18 protein-coding genes are annotated in these 19,217 nt (G+C 49.8%); 8 read left to right on the top strand and 10 right to left on the bottom strand.

The window, feature by feature from the left end:
• The first annotated feature begins 33 nt into the window (after positions 1 to 33).
• Positions 34 to 1,863 (top strand): DUF3413 domain-containing protein, encoded by a 1,830-nt coding sequence (locus EHW58_RS02475; protein WP_152794495.1) that lies wholly within the window; start codon positions 34 to 36, stop codon positions 1,861 to 1,863.
• A 77-nt stretch (positions 1,864 to 1,940) separates the two neighbouring features.
• On the opposite strand, the gene EHW58_RS02470 is transcribed toward EHW58_RS02475, so the two are convergent.
• From EHW58_RS02470 to EHW58_RS02460, 3 genes are read right to left on the bottom strand one after another with little or no spacing between them, the layout of a single operon-like run.
• Positions 1,941 to 2,891, bottom strand: coding sequence for a biotin-dependent carboxyltransferase family protein (locus EHW58_RS02470; protein WP_152794492.1), 951 nt, complete (start codon positions 2,889 to 2,891; stop codon positions 1,941 to 1,943).
• Entirely contained in the window at positions 2,876 to 3,571 is a 696-nt protein-coding gene (pxpB, locus tag EHW58_RS02465) for a 5-oxoprolinase subunit PxpB (protein ID WP_152794489.1), read from the bottom strand. The genes EHW58_RS02470 and pxpB overlap by 16 nt, the downstream gene beginning before the upstream one ends.
• Positions 3,568 to 4,299 carry a 5-oxoprolinase subunit PxpA gene (locus EHW58_RS02460; protein ID WP_077479629.1) on the bottom strand — a complete coding sequence of 244 codons (732 nt, stop codon included), beginning with the start codon at positions 4,297 to 4,299 and terminating at the stop codon, positions 3,568 to 3,570. The genes pxpB and EHW58_RS02460 overlap by 4 nt, the downstream gene beginning before the upstream one ends.
• Positions 4,300 to 4,587: 288 nt before the next feature.
• Here EHW58_RS02460 and trpS point away from each other — a divergent pair, with 288 nt between their 5' ends.
• Together trpS and EHW58_RS02450 are read left to right on the top strand one after the other, a co-directional pair.
• The gene (gene trpS, locus EHW58_RS02455; protein ID WP_152794485.1) at positions 4,588 to 5,625 is read left to right on the top strand and encodes a tryptophan--tRNA ligase; all 1,038 of its coding nucleotides are present in this window, start codon (positions 4,588 to 4,590) and stop codon (positions 5,623 to 5,625) included.
• 221 nt (positions 5,626 to 5,846) lie between these two features.
• Positions 5,847 to 7,517, top strand: a complete 1,671-nt coding sequence (locus EHW58_RS02450; protein ID WP_152794483.1) for a methyl-accepting chemotaxis protein — start codon at positions 5,847 to 5,849, stop codon at positions 7,515 to 7,517.
• A 61-nt stretch (positions 7,518 to 7,578) separates the two neighbouring features.
• Here EHW58_RS02450 and EHW58_RS02445 read toward each other — a convergent pair whose 3' ends face one another.
• From EHW58_RS02445 to EHW58_RS02425, 4 genes are all read right to left on the bottom strand, one after another.
• Positions 7,579 to 8,883: an MFS transporter gene (locus EHW58_RS02445; protein WP_370517813.1), complete on the bottom strand. Its 1,305-nt coding sequence runs from the start codon at positions 8,881 to 8,883 to the stop codon at positions 7,579 to 7,581.
• 160 nt (positions 8,884 to 9,043) lie between these two features.
• Entirely contained in the window at positions 9,044 to 9,598 is a 555-nt protein-coding gene (locus EHW58_RS02435) for a GNAT family N-acetyltransferase (protein WP_227986272.1), read from the bottom strand.
• Positions 9,599 to 9,647: 49 nt separating this feature from the next.
• Positions 9,648 to 10,004, bottom strand: a complete 357-nt coding sequence (locus EHW58_RS02430; protein WP_152794476.1) for an NADH:ubiquinone oxidoreductase — start codon at positions 10,002 to 10,004, stop codon at positions 9,648 to 9,650.
• A 57-nt stretch (positions 10,005 to 10,061) separates the two neighbouring features.
• Positions 10,062 to 10,448 carry a hypothetical protein gene (locus EHW58_RS02425; RefSeq protein WP_052708091.1) on the bottom strand — a complete coding sequence of 129 codons (387 nt, stop codon included), beginning with the start codon at positions 10,446 to 10,448 and terminating at the stop codon, positions 10,062 to 10,064.
• A 208-nt stretch (positions 10,449 to 10,656) separates the two neighbouring features.
• On the opposite strand from EHW58_RS02425, the gene EHW58_RS02420 reads away from it, so the two are divergent.
• The 3 genes from EHW58_RS02420 to EHW58_RS02410 all read left to right on the top strand — a co-directional run bounded on the left by EHW58_RS02420 (position 10,657) and on the right by EHW58_RS02410 (position 14,290).
• Positions 10,657 to 11,721 carry an ABC transporter substrate-binding protein gene (locus EHW58_RS02420; RefSeq protein ID WP_194163197.1) on the top strand — a complete coding sequence of 355 codons (1,065 nt, stop codon included), beginning with the start codon at positions 10,657 to 10,659 and terminating at the stop codon, positions 11,719 to 11,721.
• The gene (locus tag EHW58_RS15995) at positions 11,722 to 13,557 is read left to right on the top strand and encodes a GGDEF domain-containing protein (protein ID WP_152794470.1); all 1,836 of its coding nucleotides are present in this window, start codon (positions 11,722 to 11,724) and stop codon (positions 13,555 to 13,557) included.
• A gap of 193 nt (positions 13,558 to 13,750) precedes the next feature.
• Entirely contained in the window at positions 13,751 to 14,290 is a 540-nt protein-coding gene (locus EHW58_RS02410; RefSeq protein ID WP_077579465.1) for a histidine phosphatase family protein, read from the top strand.
• Positions 14,291 to 14,427: 137 nt separating this feature from the next.
• Here EHW58_RS02410 and EHW58_RS02405 read toward each other — a convergent pair whose 3' ends face one another.
• Positions 14,428 to 15,858, bottom strand: coding sequence for a 6-phospho-beta-glucosidase (locus EHW58_RS02405; RefSeq protein WP_152794467.1), 1,431 nt, complete (start codon positions 15,856 to 15,858; stop codon positions 14,428 to 14,430).
• Positions 15,859 to 16,080: 222 nt separating this feature from the next.
• On the opposite strand from EHW58_RS02405, the gene EHW58_RS02400 reads away from it, so the two are divergent.
• Positions 16,081 to 16,968, top strand: coding sequence for an aspartoacylase (locus EHW58_RS02400; protein WP_152794464.1), 888 nt, complete (start codon positions 16,081 to 16,083; stop codon positions 16,966 to 16,968).
• A gap of 80 nt (positions 16,969 to 17,048) precedes the next feature.
• The gene (locus EHW58_RS02395; RefSeq protein ID WP_370517812.1) at positions 17,049 to 18,443 is read left to right on the top strand and encodes a diguanylate cyclase; all 1,395 of its coding nucleotides are present in this window, start codon (positions 17,049 to 17,051) and stop codon (positions 18,441 to 18,443) included.
• A 1-nt stretch (position 18,444) separates the two neighbouring features.
• Here EHW58_RS02395 and EHW58_RS02390 read toward each other — a convergent pair whose 3' ends face one another.
• A complete protein-coding gene (locus EHW58_RS02390; protein WP_152794462.1) occupies positions 18,445 to 18,798 on the bottom strand; it encodes a hypothetical protein in 354 nt (117 codons plus the stop codon).
• A 9-nt stretch (positions 18,799 to 18,807) separates the two neighbouring features.
• Positions 18,808 to 19,065: a glutathione S-transferase N-terminal domain-containing protein gene (locus tag EHW58_RS02385; RefSeq protein WP_152794459.1), complete on the bottom strand. Its 258-nt coding sequence runs from the start codon at positions 19,063 to 19,065 to the stop codon at positions 18,808 to 18,810.
• Between the last annotated feature and the right edge of the window lie 152 nt (positions 19,066 to 19,217).

Here is a 19,217-nt window from a genome sequence, read left to right as displayed (position 1 = left end):
GCCGATTGATTAACTTAACTGTGATGAGAAATCATGTCTTTTAAATCGCGACTTCAAACACACAGCTGGTTCATCGCCATTAACGCCCTTGTGTTAATGGCAATAGCCAGCCGCTACTTTGCGTTTCTACCTAGCTTTCCCACAGAACCACTTGGCATCACCTTTATCGTGGTCAGTACCTTTAGCCAAATGGCCTTACTTGCCGCCATTGTTGGCTTGATAACACTGCCACTGCTATTGCTGCCCACCAAGGTGCGCCAACCGTTGCTCGCCTTGATTGCCTCGGTGGGTGTGATCACGCTTTTCATCGATACCATCGTGTTTGCCCAGTACCGATTCCATATTAATGCCATGGTGCTAGATCTCATCCTCGCAGGGCAAATTGTCAGCTTCCCGCTGATCACTTGGCTGATGGTAATAGGTGGCGTGATTGCCTGCCTCGCCGCGCAATGGACACTTTTGGCTGCGTTGTCGCGCACACGTTTTTCCCACCAGCACAAAGTCGGCAAAAAATTTGCGCTGCTCACGTTTCTTACCTTGCTCGCCACCCACGGGATTCATATCTGGGCTGCGGCCTATGCGTACCAACCCGTGACAACGGTAAAACGTTATTTGCCACTTTTCTATCCAGCTACCGCCAACAGTATGATGCGCAAAAATGGCTGGATTGATGAACAAGCTCTAGCGCGCCAAAAGGCGATGGATGTAGATCGCGAAGCCGACCTTAACTACCCGCTTTCACCATTAGAAACCATCCATGTTGAACAACCGGTAAATATCATGTTTTTGGTGGTTGACTCATGGCGCGCGGATACCTTCAATGCTGACAACACGCCCAACCTTTGGGCACTGGCACAAAATGGTCGTACCTATTCACATCATCTTGCGACGGGGAACGCCACCCGTACCGGCATTTTTGGCCTGTTTTATGGCATGCCGGGCACCTATTGGCACAGTTTTCTTGCCAATCAGCAATCTCCGGTGCTGATGGACCGCCTGCAAGCGCTCGATTATCAACTGGGTATTTTTACCGCCGCGCAATTGGAAAAGCCGGAATTCAACCAAACCGTGTTTGCCAAGGTGTCCGATTTACGTAACGGCTCTGAGGGCGACTCTCCCGCCGAGCTCGACGCAGATCTCACTCAAGATTGGATCCGCTGGCACCAAAAGCGTGACCCCAATCGTCCCACCTTCTCGTTTTTGTTTTACGATGCGCCCCATGGCTATGATTTTCCTGCGGACTTTACTCCCAAGTATCAACCAATGTTGGACGAAATTAACTACCTCAAGCTAAATAACGAGACAGACCCGACACCGTTTTTCAATCGCTATAAGACCAGCGTGCGCTACGTTGATAGCTTGGTGGCCAAGGTCATTGAGGAGCTAAAACAAAGCGGAGAGTTCGATAATACCTTGATTGTTGTTACCGGCGATCACGGCCAAGAAATGAACGACAACCAACTGAATTTTTGGGGGCATAATAGTAATTTTACTGACCCACAAATTCATGTGCCTTTCGCGATGGTCGGCCCCGGCATCGATGCAAAACAGGTAGATACTGGCAAGCAGCTAACCAGCCACCAAGATGTTGCGCCCACCCTGATGAAGCATTATTTAGGCGTAACATCCGATCCGGCCAGCTACGCGATTGGTCATGACTTACTTGCGCCAAATCCTGGCCAAGATTGGGTGTTATCGTCAAACTACAGCGGCTATGCGTTAGTGACCGACGACACTATTTTAGAAGTGGGTGCAGGAGGGCAATATCAATACATGGATAATACCAACCGACCCATAGAAAACGCGTCACCTGACTTTGCGCAAATGGAAAAAGCCCTCGAGCAAATCAGCCGTTTCCGCTAGTCCGTCGCTTGCACGTTAAGGCCTATCCGTTTATGAGCCTCTGTCTTCCAGAGGCTCATCTATCCATTTTCTGCAGGCTATATCCAGTCAAAAAACTGCACAAACTCTTGCCATTGCGCCGATGCATCCGCCAGCCGCGCTGGATAAAAGCGCACGGCCTGACCGGGTGGCGTTTGCGCCAACATGCTCAAGCTGGCACGGGTTAAACAGCCAAGCTTAGGATAACCACCGAGTGTTTGCCGATCGTTGAGCAACACAATCGGCTGACCATCCGGGGGTACTTGCACGGCGCCGAGTGCAATGCCTTCGGAAACAATACCCGGTTGCTTGCTCACGACGCTCGGTCCATTGAGCCGCACGCCCATACGATCACTGTGCTGATCGACTGTGTATTCACCATCAAAAAATGCCGTTAGCGCCTCGGCGCTGAAGCTATCAAATTGATACCCCGGCACAAGCGCCAGTGGGGTCAGGGCGTTGTAGTCAGGAATAAAACGTGTCGGTACACCGCGCACCCTCGGCAACAGCGCATGCGGTCGGCAAGGCAATACATCTCCTTTGGTGAGCGCCATGCCTCCCGCCTGTTCACCTAATCCGGAATGCAGGCCGCCGAGTTGATTGCGCATCACCGTCGCAGCACTGCCAAATGCCCCATCGACCGCCCAGCCGCCACACACCGCGAGATAGGCCCGCAAACCACGGCGCGCGTAGCGTAAACGCAATTCATCACCCGCATTTAGCGTCAACGTCTGCCACATACCCACGCGCTGACCATTGATGCAAGGTTGCATGTCTGCGCCGGTGATAGCGATCGACATCGCGTGATCAGCACGAAAACGTGCTTGACCCATGGTTATCTCGACAAGCGGTGTATTGGCGGGGTTATCGAGTAAATAATTCGCCCAAGCAAATGCATGGCAATCGACTGGGCCGCCTTGGCTTAAGCCAAGCTGGCCCACCCCATAGCGCCCTGTGTCTTGCACCAAGCTCAATACGCCGGGGTCAAGCACCGTTAATCCTGCCACCATTGACCTCCTGCCGCGCGGTAATCAGACTCTGACATTGGCTCAAAACGGACGGTATCACCTACATCAAACGGCATCATGGGCGATTGACGGGGATTGAATAGCACCTTGGGACAGTTACCAATAATTTGCCAGCCTGCGGGCGACGCCGCCGGATACACCGCGGTTTGCTGTTGTGCAATGCCCACACTGCCGGCGGGGATCTGATGGCGAGGCGTGGTATGCCGCGGCATGGCTATCGTCTCATCCACCGACGCAAGAAAGGCAAAGCCGGGCGCGAAACCAATCGCACAGACGGTGTAAGTTCGTTGGCTGTGTCGCGCAATCACCTCTTGCTCACTCACGCCGGCAAACTCGGCGACCGCAGCCAGATCGGGCCCAACCGAAGGGTGATAATACACCGGCAACGTCACGTGTTTTCCGTCACCAAAGTCACTTGTGACTCGCAGTGATTCGCCTTGGTTCATCACCCACGTTTTCAACTTTTCTGGCGGAAGCAAGTGAACATTCACTTCTACTAGAACGCTGGTGTAGGCGGGAATTAACTCAACCACACCACGGCCAAAGTATTGGCGGATTCGCTCACACAGCGCAGATAACTGTGGAACTAAGGCAAGATCGATCTTATTGCCCAACCGGATCATTACCGTGGTTTCACTGACCTGCTCAACCTTGAGTGTCATGGTGTTAAGGCCTTTCTGAGTTGTTTTATCGCCTCGACCGATTGTGGATTATCTCCATGCACACACACCGTATCCGGCGATAGGGTGAGCGTTTGCCCCTCAAGGGTTGTCACCGTGCCATGTTGAGATAGCTGCAACACCTGCGCAATCATCGCGTTAGCGTCATCTAACACCGCTCCCGGTTGACCGCGCGGCGCTAATTGCCCTGACGCCAGGTAGGCTCTATCAGCAAAGGCCTCAAAAATCAGCGGCACACCGACTTGTTGGGCAAGCTGGCGATGCTGACGGTTATCAGGCAATGCCAACACCATTAATGGCGTATTGGGCAGCGTATCAGCCACCGCAGCCAACACCGCTTCAAAGCAATCATTGTCCACCATCATGGTGTTATACAGCGCACCATGGGGCTTCACATAATCAAGGCTCGCATTAAAGCGTGCACAGATCCCTTGTAACGCGCCAATTTGATAGCGAACAAGGTGACTAATTTGTGCAGGGGTATGATCAATATGACGGCGGCCAAAGCCCTGCTTATCGGCGTAGCCGGGATGAGCACCAATACTCACATTGTGCTTTACTGCGAGTGCCACCGTGGCGGCCATTACATCAGGATCTGAGGCATGAAAACCACACGCGATATTGGCCATATCAATCCACGGCATTAGCGCGCTATCCATCCCCATCGACCACGCACCAAAGCTTTCACCCATGTCTGCGTTTAGTTTCATCACTCCCTCGATTTCACTGAATTTACTTTACCTTACGGCTTTTTAACCCGCGGATAAACCAACAAAATAGTCAGGATGTGAGTCTTGTGTCGTACTCATAAGACTGATAGTTTAAACCACTATGAAAACAGTATTTGATACACACACTCTATTGATTTTTCGCACCCAGTGGTGGCGCGCGCTTTAGCGTGCCATTGAGTCTGGGTATTCATTGGCCGCCGGTAGGCAGTCAATGAGTCGTTTTCAACTTCCCTGTCTCCGTCGGCTTTTATCCTCAAGGAGACACCAATGCACACCCCCTACTCTATCGACAAAAACGCTATCGACAAAAACGACGTTATTCTGACCGGCGATCGCGCCACTGGCCGCTTACATCTTGGTCATTACAGTGGCTCACTTAGCCAACGACTTGCGTTACAAGGACAATGTGCTCAAACCATTCTGGTCGCAGATATGCAGGGATTAACCGACAATGGTCATCAACCAGGTCACGTCGCCACGCATATTTTAGGCTTGGTCGCGGACTATCTCGCGGTTGGGCTTGACCCTGATAAGGTCACAATTTGTCAGCAATCCCAACTTCCTGCGCTCGCAGAACTCACCATGTTTTATAGTAATTTAGTGAGTTACGCACGACTGGTCCGCAACCCCACGGTAAAACACGAAATCAACGACAAGCAGTTTGGACAGCAAGTTCCCGTCGGTTTTTTAACCTACCCAATCAGTCAAGCCGCCGACATCACCGCATTTGGCGCTAACCTCGTGCCAATAGGCGATGATCAACTTCCTATGATCGAGCAAACCAACGACATTGTGCGCAAATTTAATCACGTTGTCGGCGAGCCTGTATTACGCGAATGTCGTGCACTCACCAGCAAAGCATCACGCTTGCCGGGTGTTGATGGTAAAAGCAAGATGTCAAAATCTTTGGGTAACGCCATCTATCTTAGCGATGACAATGACACCATACGTGACGCGGTGCGATCCATGTACACAGACCCTCAACACCTACGCGTCTCAGACCCCGGCCGAGTCGAAGGCAATGTCGTTTTTACCTATTTGGACGCTTTCCACCCTGACGCTCAACACGTCGCCGAACTCAAAGCACATTATCAGCGCGGAGGTCTAGGGGATATGACAGTGAAAAACGTGCTGACCGATAGCTTAATCTCCCTGATATCGCCCATTCGAGAACGGCGAAAAGCACTAATGAACGCCCCTGATTACTTGTATGGTGTCCTAAAAGACGGGCAAAAAAAGGCGCGTATACAGACAGACCAAACATGCCAGAACGTTAAGCGTGCGTTGGGCCTGCTTGTGGGATAAAGAGGTAAGAGGGGTGAGTGAAAAATGGCTTATACTTACTTACCAGTGATGAATCAGATAGTTATCGCAATCTCTTGTACATAATGAGTTAGACAGATGTAAAAGATTGCAGAATGTTTCCCAATCCACATCAAATAAAAGGGCTTTTTGCGCGGCAAACGGAAAAAATGTCTTCCATACTTTAGCGAATTCGAAACCATAATTAACACAAGGTATCCGGTATGTTGAAGTTAATGCTGCGCGGAAAGCTCTTAGTGCTTGCCATCGTACCCTTGGTATTATCCATTCTCGTTACGTTGTTTATCACTACCTATTACGAGCGAGAGCTGGTCGAAGAGAACATTGCCACTTTTCGAACCAAATTAATTGATGAGCGAAAAATGCAGCTTCGCGAAGCCACAGAAATTGCCGCGACTGTAGTAAAAAACGCACAACAAGCGGGCGGAGATGCTACGCAAAATGTCAAAGACGCACTTCGCGAAGTGACCTTTGGTAAGGCTGGCTACTTTTACATCTACGATAAACAAGGCAACAACGTATTCCATGCCTTAAAGCCAGAGCTAGAAGGCCGGTCCTTGATCAATCTTACTGATCCCAAGGGCAACAAAATTATCGTGGGTTTGCTCGAAGCGGCGCAAAGCGGTGATGGCACCTTCACCTACCTCTATCAAAAACCGGGTACCGATGAACTGATCGAAAAGATTGGCTATGCCGATATGGTCAATAACGGCCAATGGATGTTGGGTACTGGGGCGTACATTGACGATATTGAGGCACGCGTTACCGATTTCCGTGAAAATGCAGAGGAAGCATTAGCGGCACAAACTGCGCACATGGTCATTGCGGGTATTCTTATTTTGATCATTACGTTCGTTGCCGTCGCCTTTGTTGCCCAACGGATGTCAACGCCGGTGAAAGACATGCTGGACAACCTCAATGATATTGCCGACGGTGATGGCGACCTGACCCAGCGCCTGAAAATTAAAGGCAGTGACGAAATTGCTCTGCTTGGGGATGCGTTTAACCGCTTTATCGATAAGCTACAAACCACCATACGTAGCGTGGTGGATGTCACGGAAAAAGTGAGCCACACCGCACGCACGATTGACGAGCAAACCCAGATGGTTGCCACGCAATTACAGACTCACGATAACGAGACTGAACAAGTGGTCACCGCTGTTACCCAGATGAGCTCGGCTGCGCAAGAGGTGTCACAGAACGCCACCCAAGTAGCTGATGCCACCAGTGCAGCTACTGACGACGCGCGTCACGCCCAGGAGAAAGTTCAATTCTCGATCACCTCGATGCAAGCGCTGGTCGAGCAAATGAATACCTCGAGTACACATGTGGATTCGCTGAATGAGCAGTCCCATAAAATTACTGGCGTGCTTTCTGTGATTGGCGATATTGCTGAACAAACCAACTTGCTGGCACTTAACGCTGCCATTGAGGCCGCACGTGCAGGTGAACAAGGTCGCGGGTTTGCGGTGGTCGCTGATGAGGTGAGAACCCTCGCAAGCCGCACGCAAAAGAGCACCCACGAAATTCGCGAAATGCTGGATGAGCTACAGTCGTACGTTAATCAAGCTGTAGATGGGATGAAGCAAAGTAACGATACCTGCCAGCAAACCTCGGAGGCATCCAACGAAATTGGTAGCGGCATTGATTCAGTAAGTAATGCAATCACACAAATCAATGACATGACCAGCTATATTGCCTCGGCTGCCTCGGAACAAACCACGGTGACCGAAGACATTCACCGTAATCTGGTATCGATTCGCGACATTGTGAGCCAGCTACTCAACGCCAGTAATGACTCGGCACAAGCGGCGACTGACTTAAACCAGACAGGCGAAGAGCTCAAACGTCTGGTGAGCCAATTTAAGGTTTAACCTGCAACAACAGGCCAAAAGGCGCTAATCACTAGCGCCTTTTTCTATTCCGCCCGCCGGCTTATCTTTCTACTTCTGGCAGCGCGCGTGCCATCAATGCCCCCAGCAAGCCAAGCGCCGATAACACCGCAATCACCACCATCAACCCCCACTGACTCAACCATGCCGTGACGCTACCCATGAATAAGAGCACGAAACCAATCAAGGTGTTGCTGACCGAGACATAATCGGTGCGCTGATTGCCCTCGGCCATGTTCACAATGTAGGTTTTACGCCCAAGGCGTACACCCTCGTGAGCAATAGTCAGGACAAAGTAGACGCCAGGAAGTACCCACGCCAAAGAAAAAAGCGCGGGATACCAGAGACTAATACTCACTACCACCAGCCCCAATAACGCCGTCACCACCGCAGCCATTATCATCACTTGGCGGCTGGAGCGATCGGCAAATAGCCCCCAAAAAGGAGCCGACAACAAGCTTGCGATGCCACTAATCGCGACAAAGCTTGCGGTGGTGATCGCCAGCGCTTGGCTATGCTGACTGGCTAACAGCACATAATAGGGCGCGGATAGGGCCGAACAGAGTAACAGTGAACGGGTGATCACAAAGTGGCGTAGACGTCTATCATCCACCAACAAGCGCAGTTTAGAAAGCGCATGCGTGAGCGCATTGGCACCGCCTTCTGTGGCCCCTTCGTATTCATCAACTTGGCTGTAAACCGCTGCGGCAATCCACCAAAGTACTGCACCGAACGCCAGTAGCGCGCAATAGACCCACACATGCTGCTGATCCGAGACACTGAATAATCCGACACCGGCGGCAATCGTCACCGCCCCCGCCAAGCTTGACGACCACCCGTTCAGGCGCCCTCGTTGCGGCTTAGGGATGGTTTTCCCTAACACATCTTTCGAGGCGACCGAGCACAAGCCTCGCGCCAAACTAAATACCACCAGCAAGCCGATAATGCTCCAGCCGGCTACTTGACCGGTTAAAAGTAACGCAGCGATCGCCATGGCTAGGATACACGCCCCTTGAATGACAGAGCCCGCCACCCATGCCCACTTACGTACCGCAAATTGGCGGACATAACCGGCGATACCCAACTGAGGCACTAACGAGCCCGCCTCTCGTATTGGCACCAATAAGCCAATTAACGCCAAGGGGGCGCCCACTGCGGTGAGAAGCGCTGGCAAGACAATTTTCGGGTTAGATACCGCGTCGCCAATTTTGGTGAGTCCTTGGCTAACGATGATGCGGAAAAAATTGCCCGGAACCTCACGGCACGCACTGCCATCAATGTCTTTACAGGCACGCGCATCTTCTTCATTAAAAAGTTTTTGGTGTAAGTCATCCGCTAATTTGTGCACACTTTCTCCCAGTCTCTTCTTTTTGTTTTTATTCTGCCCTTATTGGCAAGGCACGGCAAAATCAACGTGATAATGTTCATCATGGCGAACCCAAGACCGCCGCGTTGAAAACCGAATATGTTGCTTTAAATACTGCCCATACCGGGTATAGTACCGGCGATTAATTAGCATGGTTTGCCTGCCAGCTGGGCTTCGATATCGCGTATAAGACATGCGTTGCGAGCGGATGATCTGCTGCCAAATGAGGATGCAAAAAGGTAAAGGGAGCAGCCGGCGTCATCCCGAGTTTTTTCATCACCGCTTGTGAGGGCAGGTTACTCTCGGTGGTAAACGCATAAATCGCCGGAAGCTCAACGTCCTCAAAGCCGATGGCGAGTGCTTTTTGTGCCGCTTCAGTGGCATAGCCTTTTCCCCAATGTGGCGACGCTAAACGCCAGCCAATTTCAACAAACGGCTGATGGCCGAGATCGAAGGTGGGACGGTTTAACCCCACAAAGCCAATGAATTCCCGTGTTTCCGTCAGTTCTACCGCCCAAAATCCGAACCCATTATCCGCCAGTTTGGATTGAATATGCGCCGCCATTGCATCGCTTTGGGCGCGTGAAAGCACACTGGGAAAATAGCGCATGACATCGGGGTCTTGATTGAGTGCCGCAAAAGGGGCCAAATCGGACACTTGCCATGGGCGTAGCGTCAATCGCTTCGTTGAGTACATCACCAATACCATCCCTCGTTAACGATCACACTGAACACCGCCGAGCCCGTTACTGTAAGTCTTTATGACGCAAGCGCGTGAGCCAATATTCACGACAGCGAAAATAGCAATAGGTCGAGGCGAACAAGAAAAACAAATACGAAAGCGAAAAGACCAAAGGCGAGGTGATCAACGCATGTTTTAACCCGAGCAGTACACCCGCCGCTGTGACGGCAATCTTAGCGACTACCCCGAGCAACAACAAAAACAGCGCAAACTGGGGGTAATGACTGCTACGAAACGTGATCCAATAGCAAGCACCCACCGCTGTACTGGCGACGCCCAGCCCAAGAAGATAAGAATGGAAGTGCTCACCCGCCAACAAACCACCAAGAATGCTAAGCACGATAATCACAATAAACGTCATGAGTTCCCACCTTTTTTCTCAGTATGGCACTGATGCAAACCGCCAAGGAGACGCCTATTAAGAGAGTACGATCTTGCTCGCAGGCTCTATGCACGCGGTTGAAATTGACGGCTGGACGTTTGCTGTCAAAGCACCATAGCGGTGATTAAGGGCGTCGACAGTGACGATTTGCCCTTGCCGGCGAATACTCACTTTAGTGCCCAAATCCACCCCCGTGAAACGCATCTGCTCATCGCCGCCACTCAAAAAGTGGAAGCGGTCAATCGCCAAATCAACGAGCCGAAAGTCTCGGCGACGACAGCTCAATCGCGCCACCCAGCTTTTCGCCGATAAGACTTGCGTGGGAGACAAGGCGCGCACTGCAAACTGCCAGCCTTCACTCTCACCATAAAAATCCATCGGAAAATGCCGCTTAAATTTCTTCTTATCGTAGTAAGATTTCATTGCATTGTTATCATTTTGTTCGCCATTGACTGGCACTCTAGTCTACATAACTATGATGCCGTATATGCTTTCTCTTGCCCAATAAAATTTACGTGTCAAACAGCGGCTATCTGAACGAATTACAGACAATGATAAACCTACCGCAATCAAGCGTATACATATGCGCTATCCTTAACAGAGGTGGCCAATGGAGAGGACCCTTCCCTACATGTGTAGAAAACTGATTTTGTGGTGTGTTGTTTCTATATACATGATGTTCAGTGCGCACGTTCATGCTGAACAGGCTCAGCCCCGTGTACTATTTATTAATCCCGGTTATGCAACGGAAAGCTTCTGGCAGGACGTAGATGAATATGCCAATAGCGCTGCCTCAGCATTAAATATTGACCTAACGATTCGCCACGCCGATCGCAATCATTTTGCCGTGCGTCAAATACTCGCCGCAACGTTGAGTAAACCGACCCACCCTGATTACATTATCATCGTGAATGAAAAGCTGGCGGCCAAAAACCTACTTCCTATACTGAGAAAGTATCCTATTTATGTACAACTTATCTTGAATGATGTCGATCAGCAGACCAAAACCAAGCTCTTCCAAGACCCACATTGGCAACAATACTTACTGCCGAGCATTATTCCCAACAATCATTCGATAGGCTATGCGATCGCCGAAGCCATGGTGCAAGCAGGCGATAATGCGCCCGGCGAAGCCGTCATGATTTCAGGTGATCTTACCACCCCCGCATCCGTCCAACGCGAAGCGGGCGGCAAGCGCTTTTTCGTTGAACGCTCAGACATTACCTTACATCAAGTTGTTCATGGTCAGTGGAATGAGTCCATCAGCCAAGAGCAAATGCATACCTTGTTGCAACGCTACCCAAATGTGCGCTATGTGTGGACGGCCAACGATCATATGGCGTTTGGCGCGATGAAAGCCGCACGGCAAGCAGGAAAAACGCCCGGCGATGACATCTATTTTGCCACGGTCAATACCTCCGAGCGCGTGCTCTCTTTGCGAGAAAAAGGCGACATTTCAGCCCTTGGGGGCGGGCACTTTAAAGCCGCTGGCCTTGCATTGAGCCGCATTTACGCTCACGATAAAGGTTGGCCGTTACCACCGCAATGCGCTGGACAGTTGTTTCACTTAATTGAACCTGGCTCCGCTTTTTTCTTACAGTTGCGCGAGCAGGCGTGGGATCAAATCTCGTTTTTGAACATGGCGAAAGGGATTGAAAGCCATTGTCATTCAACCACAACCCAAATGGATAACTAAGTGATAAAACGCGATGTAAACTTGCGCGGTCTTCAAGCGCGCGTCGCCTTCGTTGTGCTCGCGATTAGCTTACTGTTTGCGGTAGGGAGTACACTGACGCAGATGTACATCAACTACCAGCGCACACTGGCTACGACCACACAACTGGTAGAGAGCCGGAGCCATAACTCGGCTCGCGTGATTAGCCATGCATTGTGGGTCGTTGATTTAGAGCTTGTGCGCCGCAGTGTAAAGGGATTGTCGATGATCCCCACCATTTGTCGCGTCGAGGTAAAAGGTGTTGATGGCACACACATCACTGAAGTCAATAATACCAGTGAGGACTGTGACGCCAATCATCAGTCATTGTTGAGCGTTCAAGGTAACAATATTGGCACCCTGAACATTGTGCTCGATCGCAGTGCGATTAAACGCGATGCCTTCACAGGCGCCGTGCCTGTCGCTGTCGTCCATTTTACTGAAACCTTTATCATCACTCTGCTGATTTTGTGGGTTATCCATCGGCTGTGCTCGCGCCCACTCCAACAGCTGTCAAATACGCTCGATTACTACCAAACCGACAAGGCCAACCAAACGAGTGTGCCACTCTCGTTGATTCAACGTAATGACGAAATAGGTAAAGTGTCTCGCTCAATCAATGCGATGCAATCGCGTATCAGAGACGACTTTCTACAAAAACGCGTGACAGAGCGTGAACTTCGTCAACATCAAACTTTATTGAAAGAGCAAGTCGAGCAACGCACCAAAGCCCTCAATTGGCAATCAAACGCTAGCTCTCTACTGGCCGATATTTCAATTCAATTTTTACGTGCAGACTCGCAATATATTACTGAAGACGTAGAGAAAATTTTTCCCGATATGGCGTCATTACTCGGCGTTGAGGCGATTGGCTGGTATGCCTTTGACGCATTTCGCGCTGAACGTCGTTGTTACTGGCCACAAGAGATTGATTTTGCCCCCCAGACCGTCGATTTAAGCGATATGCACATGATAAAACGGTGGCTGGCTGATACCGACGCACTGGTCGTTCCCCATGTCGGCCAGCTCGGCGATAATGCAATTAACGAGCGCTCTTGGTTGCGCCAACGGCATATTTTATCGTTTGCCGCTTTTCCGCTAACCGACGGTAGAAAAAGCTTTGGTATGATTACAGTGGCAAATCGCCGTCTACCCTTCATCTGGGATAACAATAAGACATTGCTTTTAAAACGTTTCGCGACCGCCATCAGTGAAGTGATGATCCGTGAACGAAACCATTACGCCATGGAAGAGCTACAAGAAGAGCTGATTGTCGCCAATGAAAAGTTGAAAGTACAAGCAGAAACCGATGACCTCACCCGGTTAAGTAATCGAAGACCGTTTAAACGTGAGCTCAAAAACCATATCCAACATGGCATCGCCAGCCGGTTACCTGTCGCCGTCATGATGATCGATGTCGATCATTTTAAAGCGTATAACGATGAATACGGTCACCTCAAAGGCGATGACGTTCTCACCCAAATCGCGCGCGTGCTGCTTACACAAACGGAACGCTTTCATGGTTCCGTGGCACGCTTTGGGGGCGAGGAGTTTGCGATCACGCTCTCAACGCGCTATGCCTCGAAGTTAACTCAGCTGGCCGAAACCATTCGCGCTGAAATTGCCAAGCTTGATATCGAGCACAAGAAAAACCCAGATGGTGACAAAATCACTGTCAGTATCGGTGGCATTATTACGCTCCCAACTCGCGAAACCACGGACTCATACCTACTCGAAATGGCTGATCAGCGTCTATATCAAGCCAAAGAAGAAGGCCGTGATCGCACCAAAATATTAGATCAAACCAGAGAAAAATAGCGAGCTTGCTCACGCCCTCCTCTCAATCCCACGGGTGAGTCATGACAGTCCGATGACGGTATGCTACAACCCTCGTAAGCGATATGTTGACCACCCGCCAAGCGGGTGTCTCGCCTCATTATCCGGATAATAAAAATGTCACCGACTCAAGAAGCAGCGCTTCAGACGCTGTCGACGCAGAAAAGGAAGCCCTATGAAAGTCGTCTTTGTCCGTCACGGAAAAACCGATTACTCTTTGGCCGATGCTCGCCAAATGAGCCAACTGGAAAAAGACTATGCACCACTCCAACGTGCATGTATTCCCGCTATTCAATCGCTAGCCGATCACCCGAGTTTACAACACGCAGACATCATCCTCTCTTCGCCCTACACACGTGCCTTACAAACAGCAGAAATCCTCAACCGGCAATTGCAAAAAGAACTGTTTGTCGAGCATGACCTCCGCGAGTGGCAAGCGGATATCAAAGGGAGCTATATTCCTCTTTCTGAGCGCGATCGACGCTGGATTGAGTATCGAGAACTGTTTGCTAATGGAAATGAAGTGACCAATGCAGGTTATGAGTCCGCGACCGCGTTATATCGCCGAGTGACATCTGTGCTCGACACCTATCAAGACTACAATACGATTGCGGTTATCGCGCATTTTAATGTGATTGAGAGCTTAGTGGGTTATCGTGAGCAAGGGATTGAATATGGAGAAGTGATTGAGGTCGACTACCAACCCAATCTCTAACTTCTCTCCCTTGGCGGGCGAGGCTTTAGCGCTAAAACGGTAAAAATCGCATACCTCGATGCAATGACTTTACCGATAGTTATAAAAGGGACGCTCTAGGCGCCCCTTCTCGTCTTACTGCGATTCTACCAGAGCCTTTACTCTATCAACCCATTGTTCTTAATCACGTTTTGATACCAGTAAAAGCTCTTTTTACGATGGCGAGAAAAGTCGCCACTGCCATCATCATGACGGTCAACGTAGATGAAACCATAGCGTTTGCGATATTCGCCCGTGGTAAAGGACACACAATCGAGACAGCCCCATGGCGTATAGCCAATCACCTCAACGCCATCTTGCCAAATGGCATCCGCGAGCGCCTCAATATGTTGTGATAAATAGCTGATTCGGTAATCATCATTGATTTCCCCTGAGGTTTCACGCTTATCTGTCGCGCCAAGCCCATTCTCCACCACAAAAATCGGTTTTTCGTAACGCTCATACAGCTCAGAAAGCGCAAAGCGTAGACCTTTGGGATCAATTTGCCAGCCCCAGTCCGAAGCGGGTAGATGCGGATTCAATCGGCTTGCACTGAATAAAGCATTTTCATCTTCTTCTGGCGGATTGGCATCTACGATATTCGTCATGTAGTAGCTGATCGCCAAAAAGTCCGCACAGCCGTTTTTAAGAATCGTTGCATCCTCTTGTTGCATGTTGACCTCGATCCCTTTGCTGGCCCATTGCGGCCAAATATAGTGTGGGTAGTGGCCTCGCAACTGCACATCGCTGCATAAATATTTGTCACGCATCGCTTGCTGTGACGCCAACATATCATCAGGGTGACAACTCGCCGGATACAACGGCATCATGTGGATCATGCTACCTATTTTAAAATCCGGATTAATCACATGCCCTAGAGACACCACTTTGGCACTGGCGACGAATTGATGATGTAGCACTTGATAGAGTCTCTGTTCGGGATGATCGTGCTCGGTAAAAACCACACCTGAATTACAATAGCCAAATAGCGGATAGTCCCAGTTGAGCTGGTTGTTGATCTCGTTAAAGGTAATCCAATAGGAGACTTTGTCGCGATAGCGAGTCATTACGGTCTCGCAAAACCGCACGAAAAACTCAATCACATCTCGGTGAGCCCAGCCCCCGTATTGGGTGACAAGGTGCTGGGGCATCTCAAAATGAGAAAGCGTAATGACAGGTTCAATCCCTTTATCTAATAGGTAGTCAATAAGGTCATCATAAAAGGCAAGGCCCGCTTCATTCGGCGTGAGCTCATCACCAAGAGGAAATATTCTCGACCACGCGATAGACGTGCGAAAACACTTAAAACCCATCTCCGCAAAGAGATCAATGTCTTCACGGTAGCGATGATAAAAGTCTACAGCATCATGGTTCGGATAGGCTTCATGTTCTTCAACACGCTGGGTAATTTTGCGCGGTGTACCATGGGCACCTTTGGTCAGCACATCCACAATGCTGACGCCTTTACCGTCGCAATCCCATCCCCCCTCAACTTGATGAGCCGCTACCGCGCCACCCCATAAAAAATGCTCAGGAAATACCGTTTTCATTGTTCACCTCTTTGTATCGTCTTCCGCTAGGCTAACGATTTCCACTCAGCTGAAGTGTGAACTGACTCGAAAAAGCATAGGACCTCCACTACCAACTCGCGATCAAGTGAATAGAAAAGCATTAATAAAGAAAAATTATGCTATTAACCTATCGAGTGGTTAGTGCTAAGCTGTGTAAATAGACAAATCCATGCGATTATTCTTCACATATCAGGAGCTTTCATGAGTCGGTTTAGTAACGTTGCTATTGTTGGTGGCACCCACGGTAATGAGTTTAGCGGTATTTACGCACTAAAACAGTGGCAATCCAACTCAGCAATCACAGCCCGCGATAGTTTTTCCACCGAACATGTGTTTGCGAACCCCCCTGCTTATAGCGCCAACAAACGCTATCTAGACTGCGACCTTAACCGCCAATTCGATCCTAAACTACTGGCTGACTACAGCTTGGCAAACTACGAGCAAAGTCGCGCTAAAGCCCTCAACCAGCAACTCGGCCCCAAAGGCGATCCGCGGGTGGATTTAATTATTGATTTGCACAATACCACTAGCAATATGGGCCCGACGTTAATCCTATTGACCCTAGACACCTTCAATACCCAGTTAGCCGCCTATGTCAGCGAACGCATGCCAGATGCGGTTATCTTAGTCGAAGATCATATTGAGCCCATTCAGCAAGCCTTCTTGTGCTCGGTAGCCAAACAAGGTGTGATCGTTGAAATTGGCCCCCAACCTCAATCGGTGCTGCGCCATGATGTGATGGAATCGATGCATGAAATGACCACGCACATTCTTGACTTCGTTCATTTATTTAATATCGACCAAGTGCCTGAATTGCCGGAAAAGATCACTGGGTTCCGTTACACAGAAACACTGCACTTACCTCAGGATGCATCTGGGGAACGCATTGGTATGGTGCATCAACACGTTCAAGACAAAGACTTCGCTCCGGTGAATCCAGGGGATCCACTCTTTATCTTGTTTGATGGCAGCGAGCAAACATGGCAAGGCGACTATGTTGCGTACCCACATTTTATTAATGAAGCCGCGTATTACGACAACAACATCGCCATGTCGATGGCAGAGCGTATTGAGATCATCACCAAGTAATAAACCCATCAATAATATGAGCAGGCACTGGGTTTTGTACTACGCTTAAGCTATTTCCGGCAGACGTATAGAGCCCAGTCGTGAGCAAGGCAATTGAACATCATAAAGACGTTGAGACGATACTGCCCTCGCTGTTTCGTAATCTAGATACCGCCGTTGTAATAGCCGATATGCAACGGCGCATCCAGTTTTTAAACCCCGAAGCAGAAGCCCTGTTTGGTTGTGCGCTGGAGACTGTGAAAAACACCAGCACGCGAGTGTTATACGCCGAGCAAGAAGACTTCGATACTAAGGGGCGTGAACGCTTCAACCCCGAGGCGGAGCCCTACTATCACAATGCTTACGTGGTAAGATACAAAACCGCCGATGGTCATGTGTTTCTAGGAGAAACTCACGGTGGTCCAGTGTGCGATGATAACCAAGAAGTTATTATGTACGTGGCCTTTATCCAAGATATCAGCACGCGCGTTGAAGTGGAATCAGCCCTTAGTCAACTGCATTCCATTACCTCGGCGCGCAATCTTGACTTCAGCAAACGCGTGGAGCGTATTTTATCACTGGGTTGCAAACACTTCGGGCTACCCATTGGCATTCTTAGCCAAATCGTCGGTCAACGCTATACCGTCCAACAAGCCATTCATCCCGAATGTGCGCTCCAAGCCGGCCAGGTATTTGATTTACAAACCACCTATTGCAGTCATGTCTATCAAGCCAATGAGGTCAAAGGCTTTCATCATGTTGGCAACAGTGATATCCGCTCACACCCCTGTTACCAACATTTTGGTTTAGAAGCTTATATTGGCGCCCCCATTTTTATTGATGGCGAGCGCTATGGCACGTTAAATTTTTCAAGCCCTGAACCCACTCGCCCCTTTACTTCGCAAGACTATGAACTGGTACGACTCTTTGCCGAATGGGTCGGCCACGAGCTGGCGCGTCTACGAGATTGGGAAGCTCTCGAACAAGCGCAACAATTGCTTGAAATACAAGCGAATACTGACTCATTAACGCAGCTTTATAATCGCCATTACCTCAGCAACGCTCTCGTTCAAGAGCTGGCACGCTGCGAACGGTACAACAACCCCTTGACGCTGGCGATCGTAGACTTCGATAACTTCAAACGCTTAAATGACACCTTTGGTCATCGGGCAGGCGATATCGCCTTACAACGCTTCGGCAATATTGTGCGGGAAGAATCACGGACTAATGACATATACGGTCGCTGGGGCGGAGAGGAATTTCTCTGTTTGCTTCCTGAAACGGATTTGAGTGGTGCTGAGGTTGTACTAAAGCGCTTGGTCGAGCGCGTACATGGCGAAGAAATTCACGTCGACGGACAAACCATACGCTGTACCATCAGTATCGGTTATACGGGCTTCTCGGCGGGTGATACACAAGACAGGATCATTCAACGTGCCGATACCGCGCTCTATCTCGCAAAAGAAAACGGCCGCAATCGAATCGAGCGGGCATGATTTAACCTCGCTGTTTTCGAGCCCAAGTCACATAGTCTTGGATCACAGGCTCAGCGAGTAAAAGGTCGAGGCTGTGTAATACGCGACCCAGGTGTTTTTCACTGAATTGGCGATGAATAAAAGCATGGCAAGGCCGACATACCCAAATACCGTGCTCACGCATGTAGGGTCGGGAAAAGCGCTTGGTGAACCATTTGTTGTTATGACAAGTTTTGGGGATCAAGTGATGGAAGGTCAGCGGCTTTGAGTGCTGACACAGTGCACAGGGCGTTGAAGAAGGCGGAGAGGCAGGCATACAGGTAATAATGCTTAAAAAGAAGGTCGCATCAATAACTGCGACCCTCGTAACCAGCATCTGGTTCAATTACGCGAAGTTGTCACGCAAGTATTCAATAATGTCGTCCGATTCATACATCCACTGTGTTTCGCCGCCTTGGTCAATACGCAGACAAGGCACCATACCTTTGCCGCCTTCGGTCTGTAGTCGTTGCCATTCTTCGGCGCTAGCGTTCATATCCACCAGCGGAATATCTAACTTGAGCTCTGTCATGACTGCACGCACTTTATGGCAAAATGGGCAGTGCTCTTTGTGATACAAGCTTAGTCCGTTCAAATCAGCCATTATGTTTCCTTATAGGTCATCAGGGCGGATTATCAAATGCCGCCATATGTGTGAATTCATTCCACGTAATGATGGCATTGAACTTGGTCCCAACGCTAGTCGTTAGCCTGTTTTATTGGCACCAAATAAGCAACCGAGTGAATAATGGAGAT

This window comes from Salinivibrio sp. VYel1 (assembly GCF_009377945.1).
Classification (GTDB): Bacteria; Pseudomonadota; Gammaproteobacteria; order Enterobacterales; family Vibrionaceae; genus Salinivibrio; species Salinivibrio siamensis.
The sequence above is the reverse complement of the archived record's forward strand: the minus strand, read 5'-3'. Positions and strand labels throughout refer to the sequence as shown.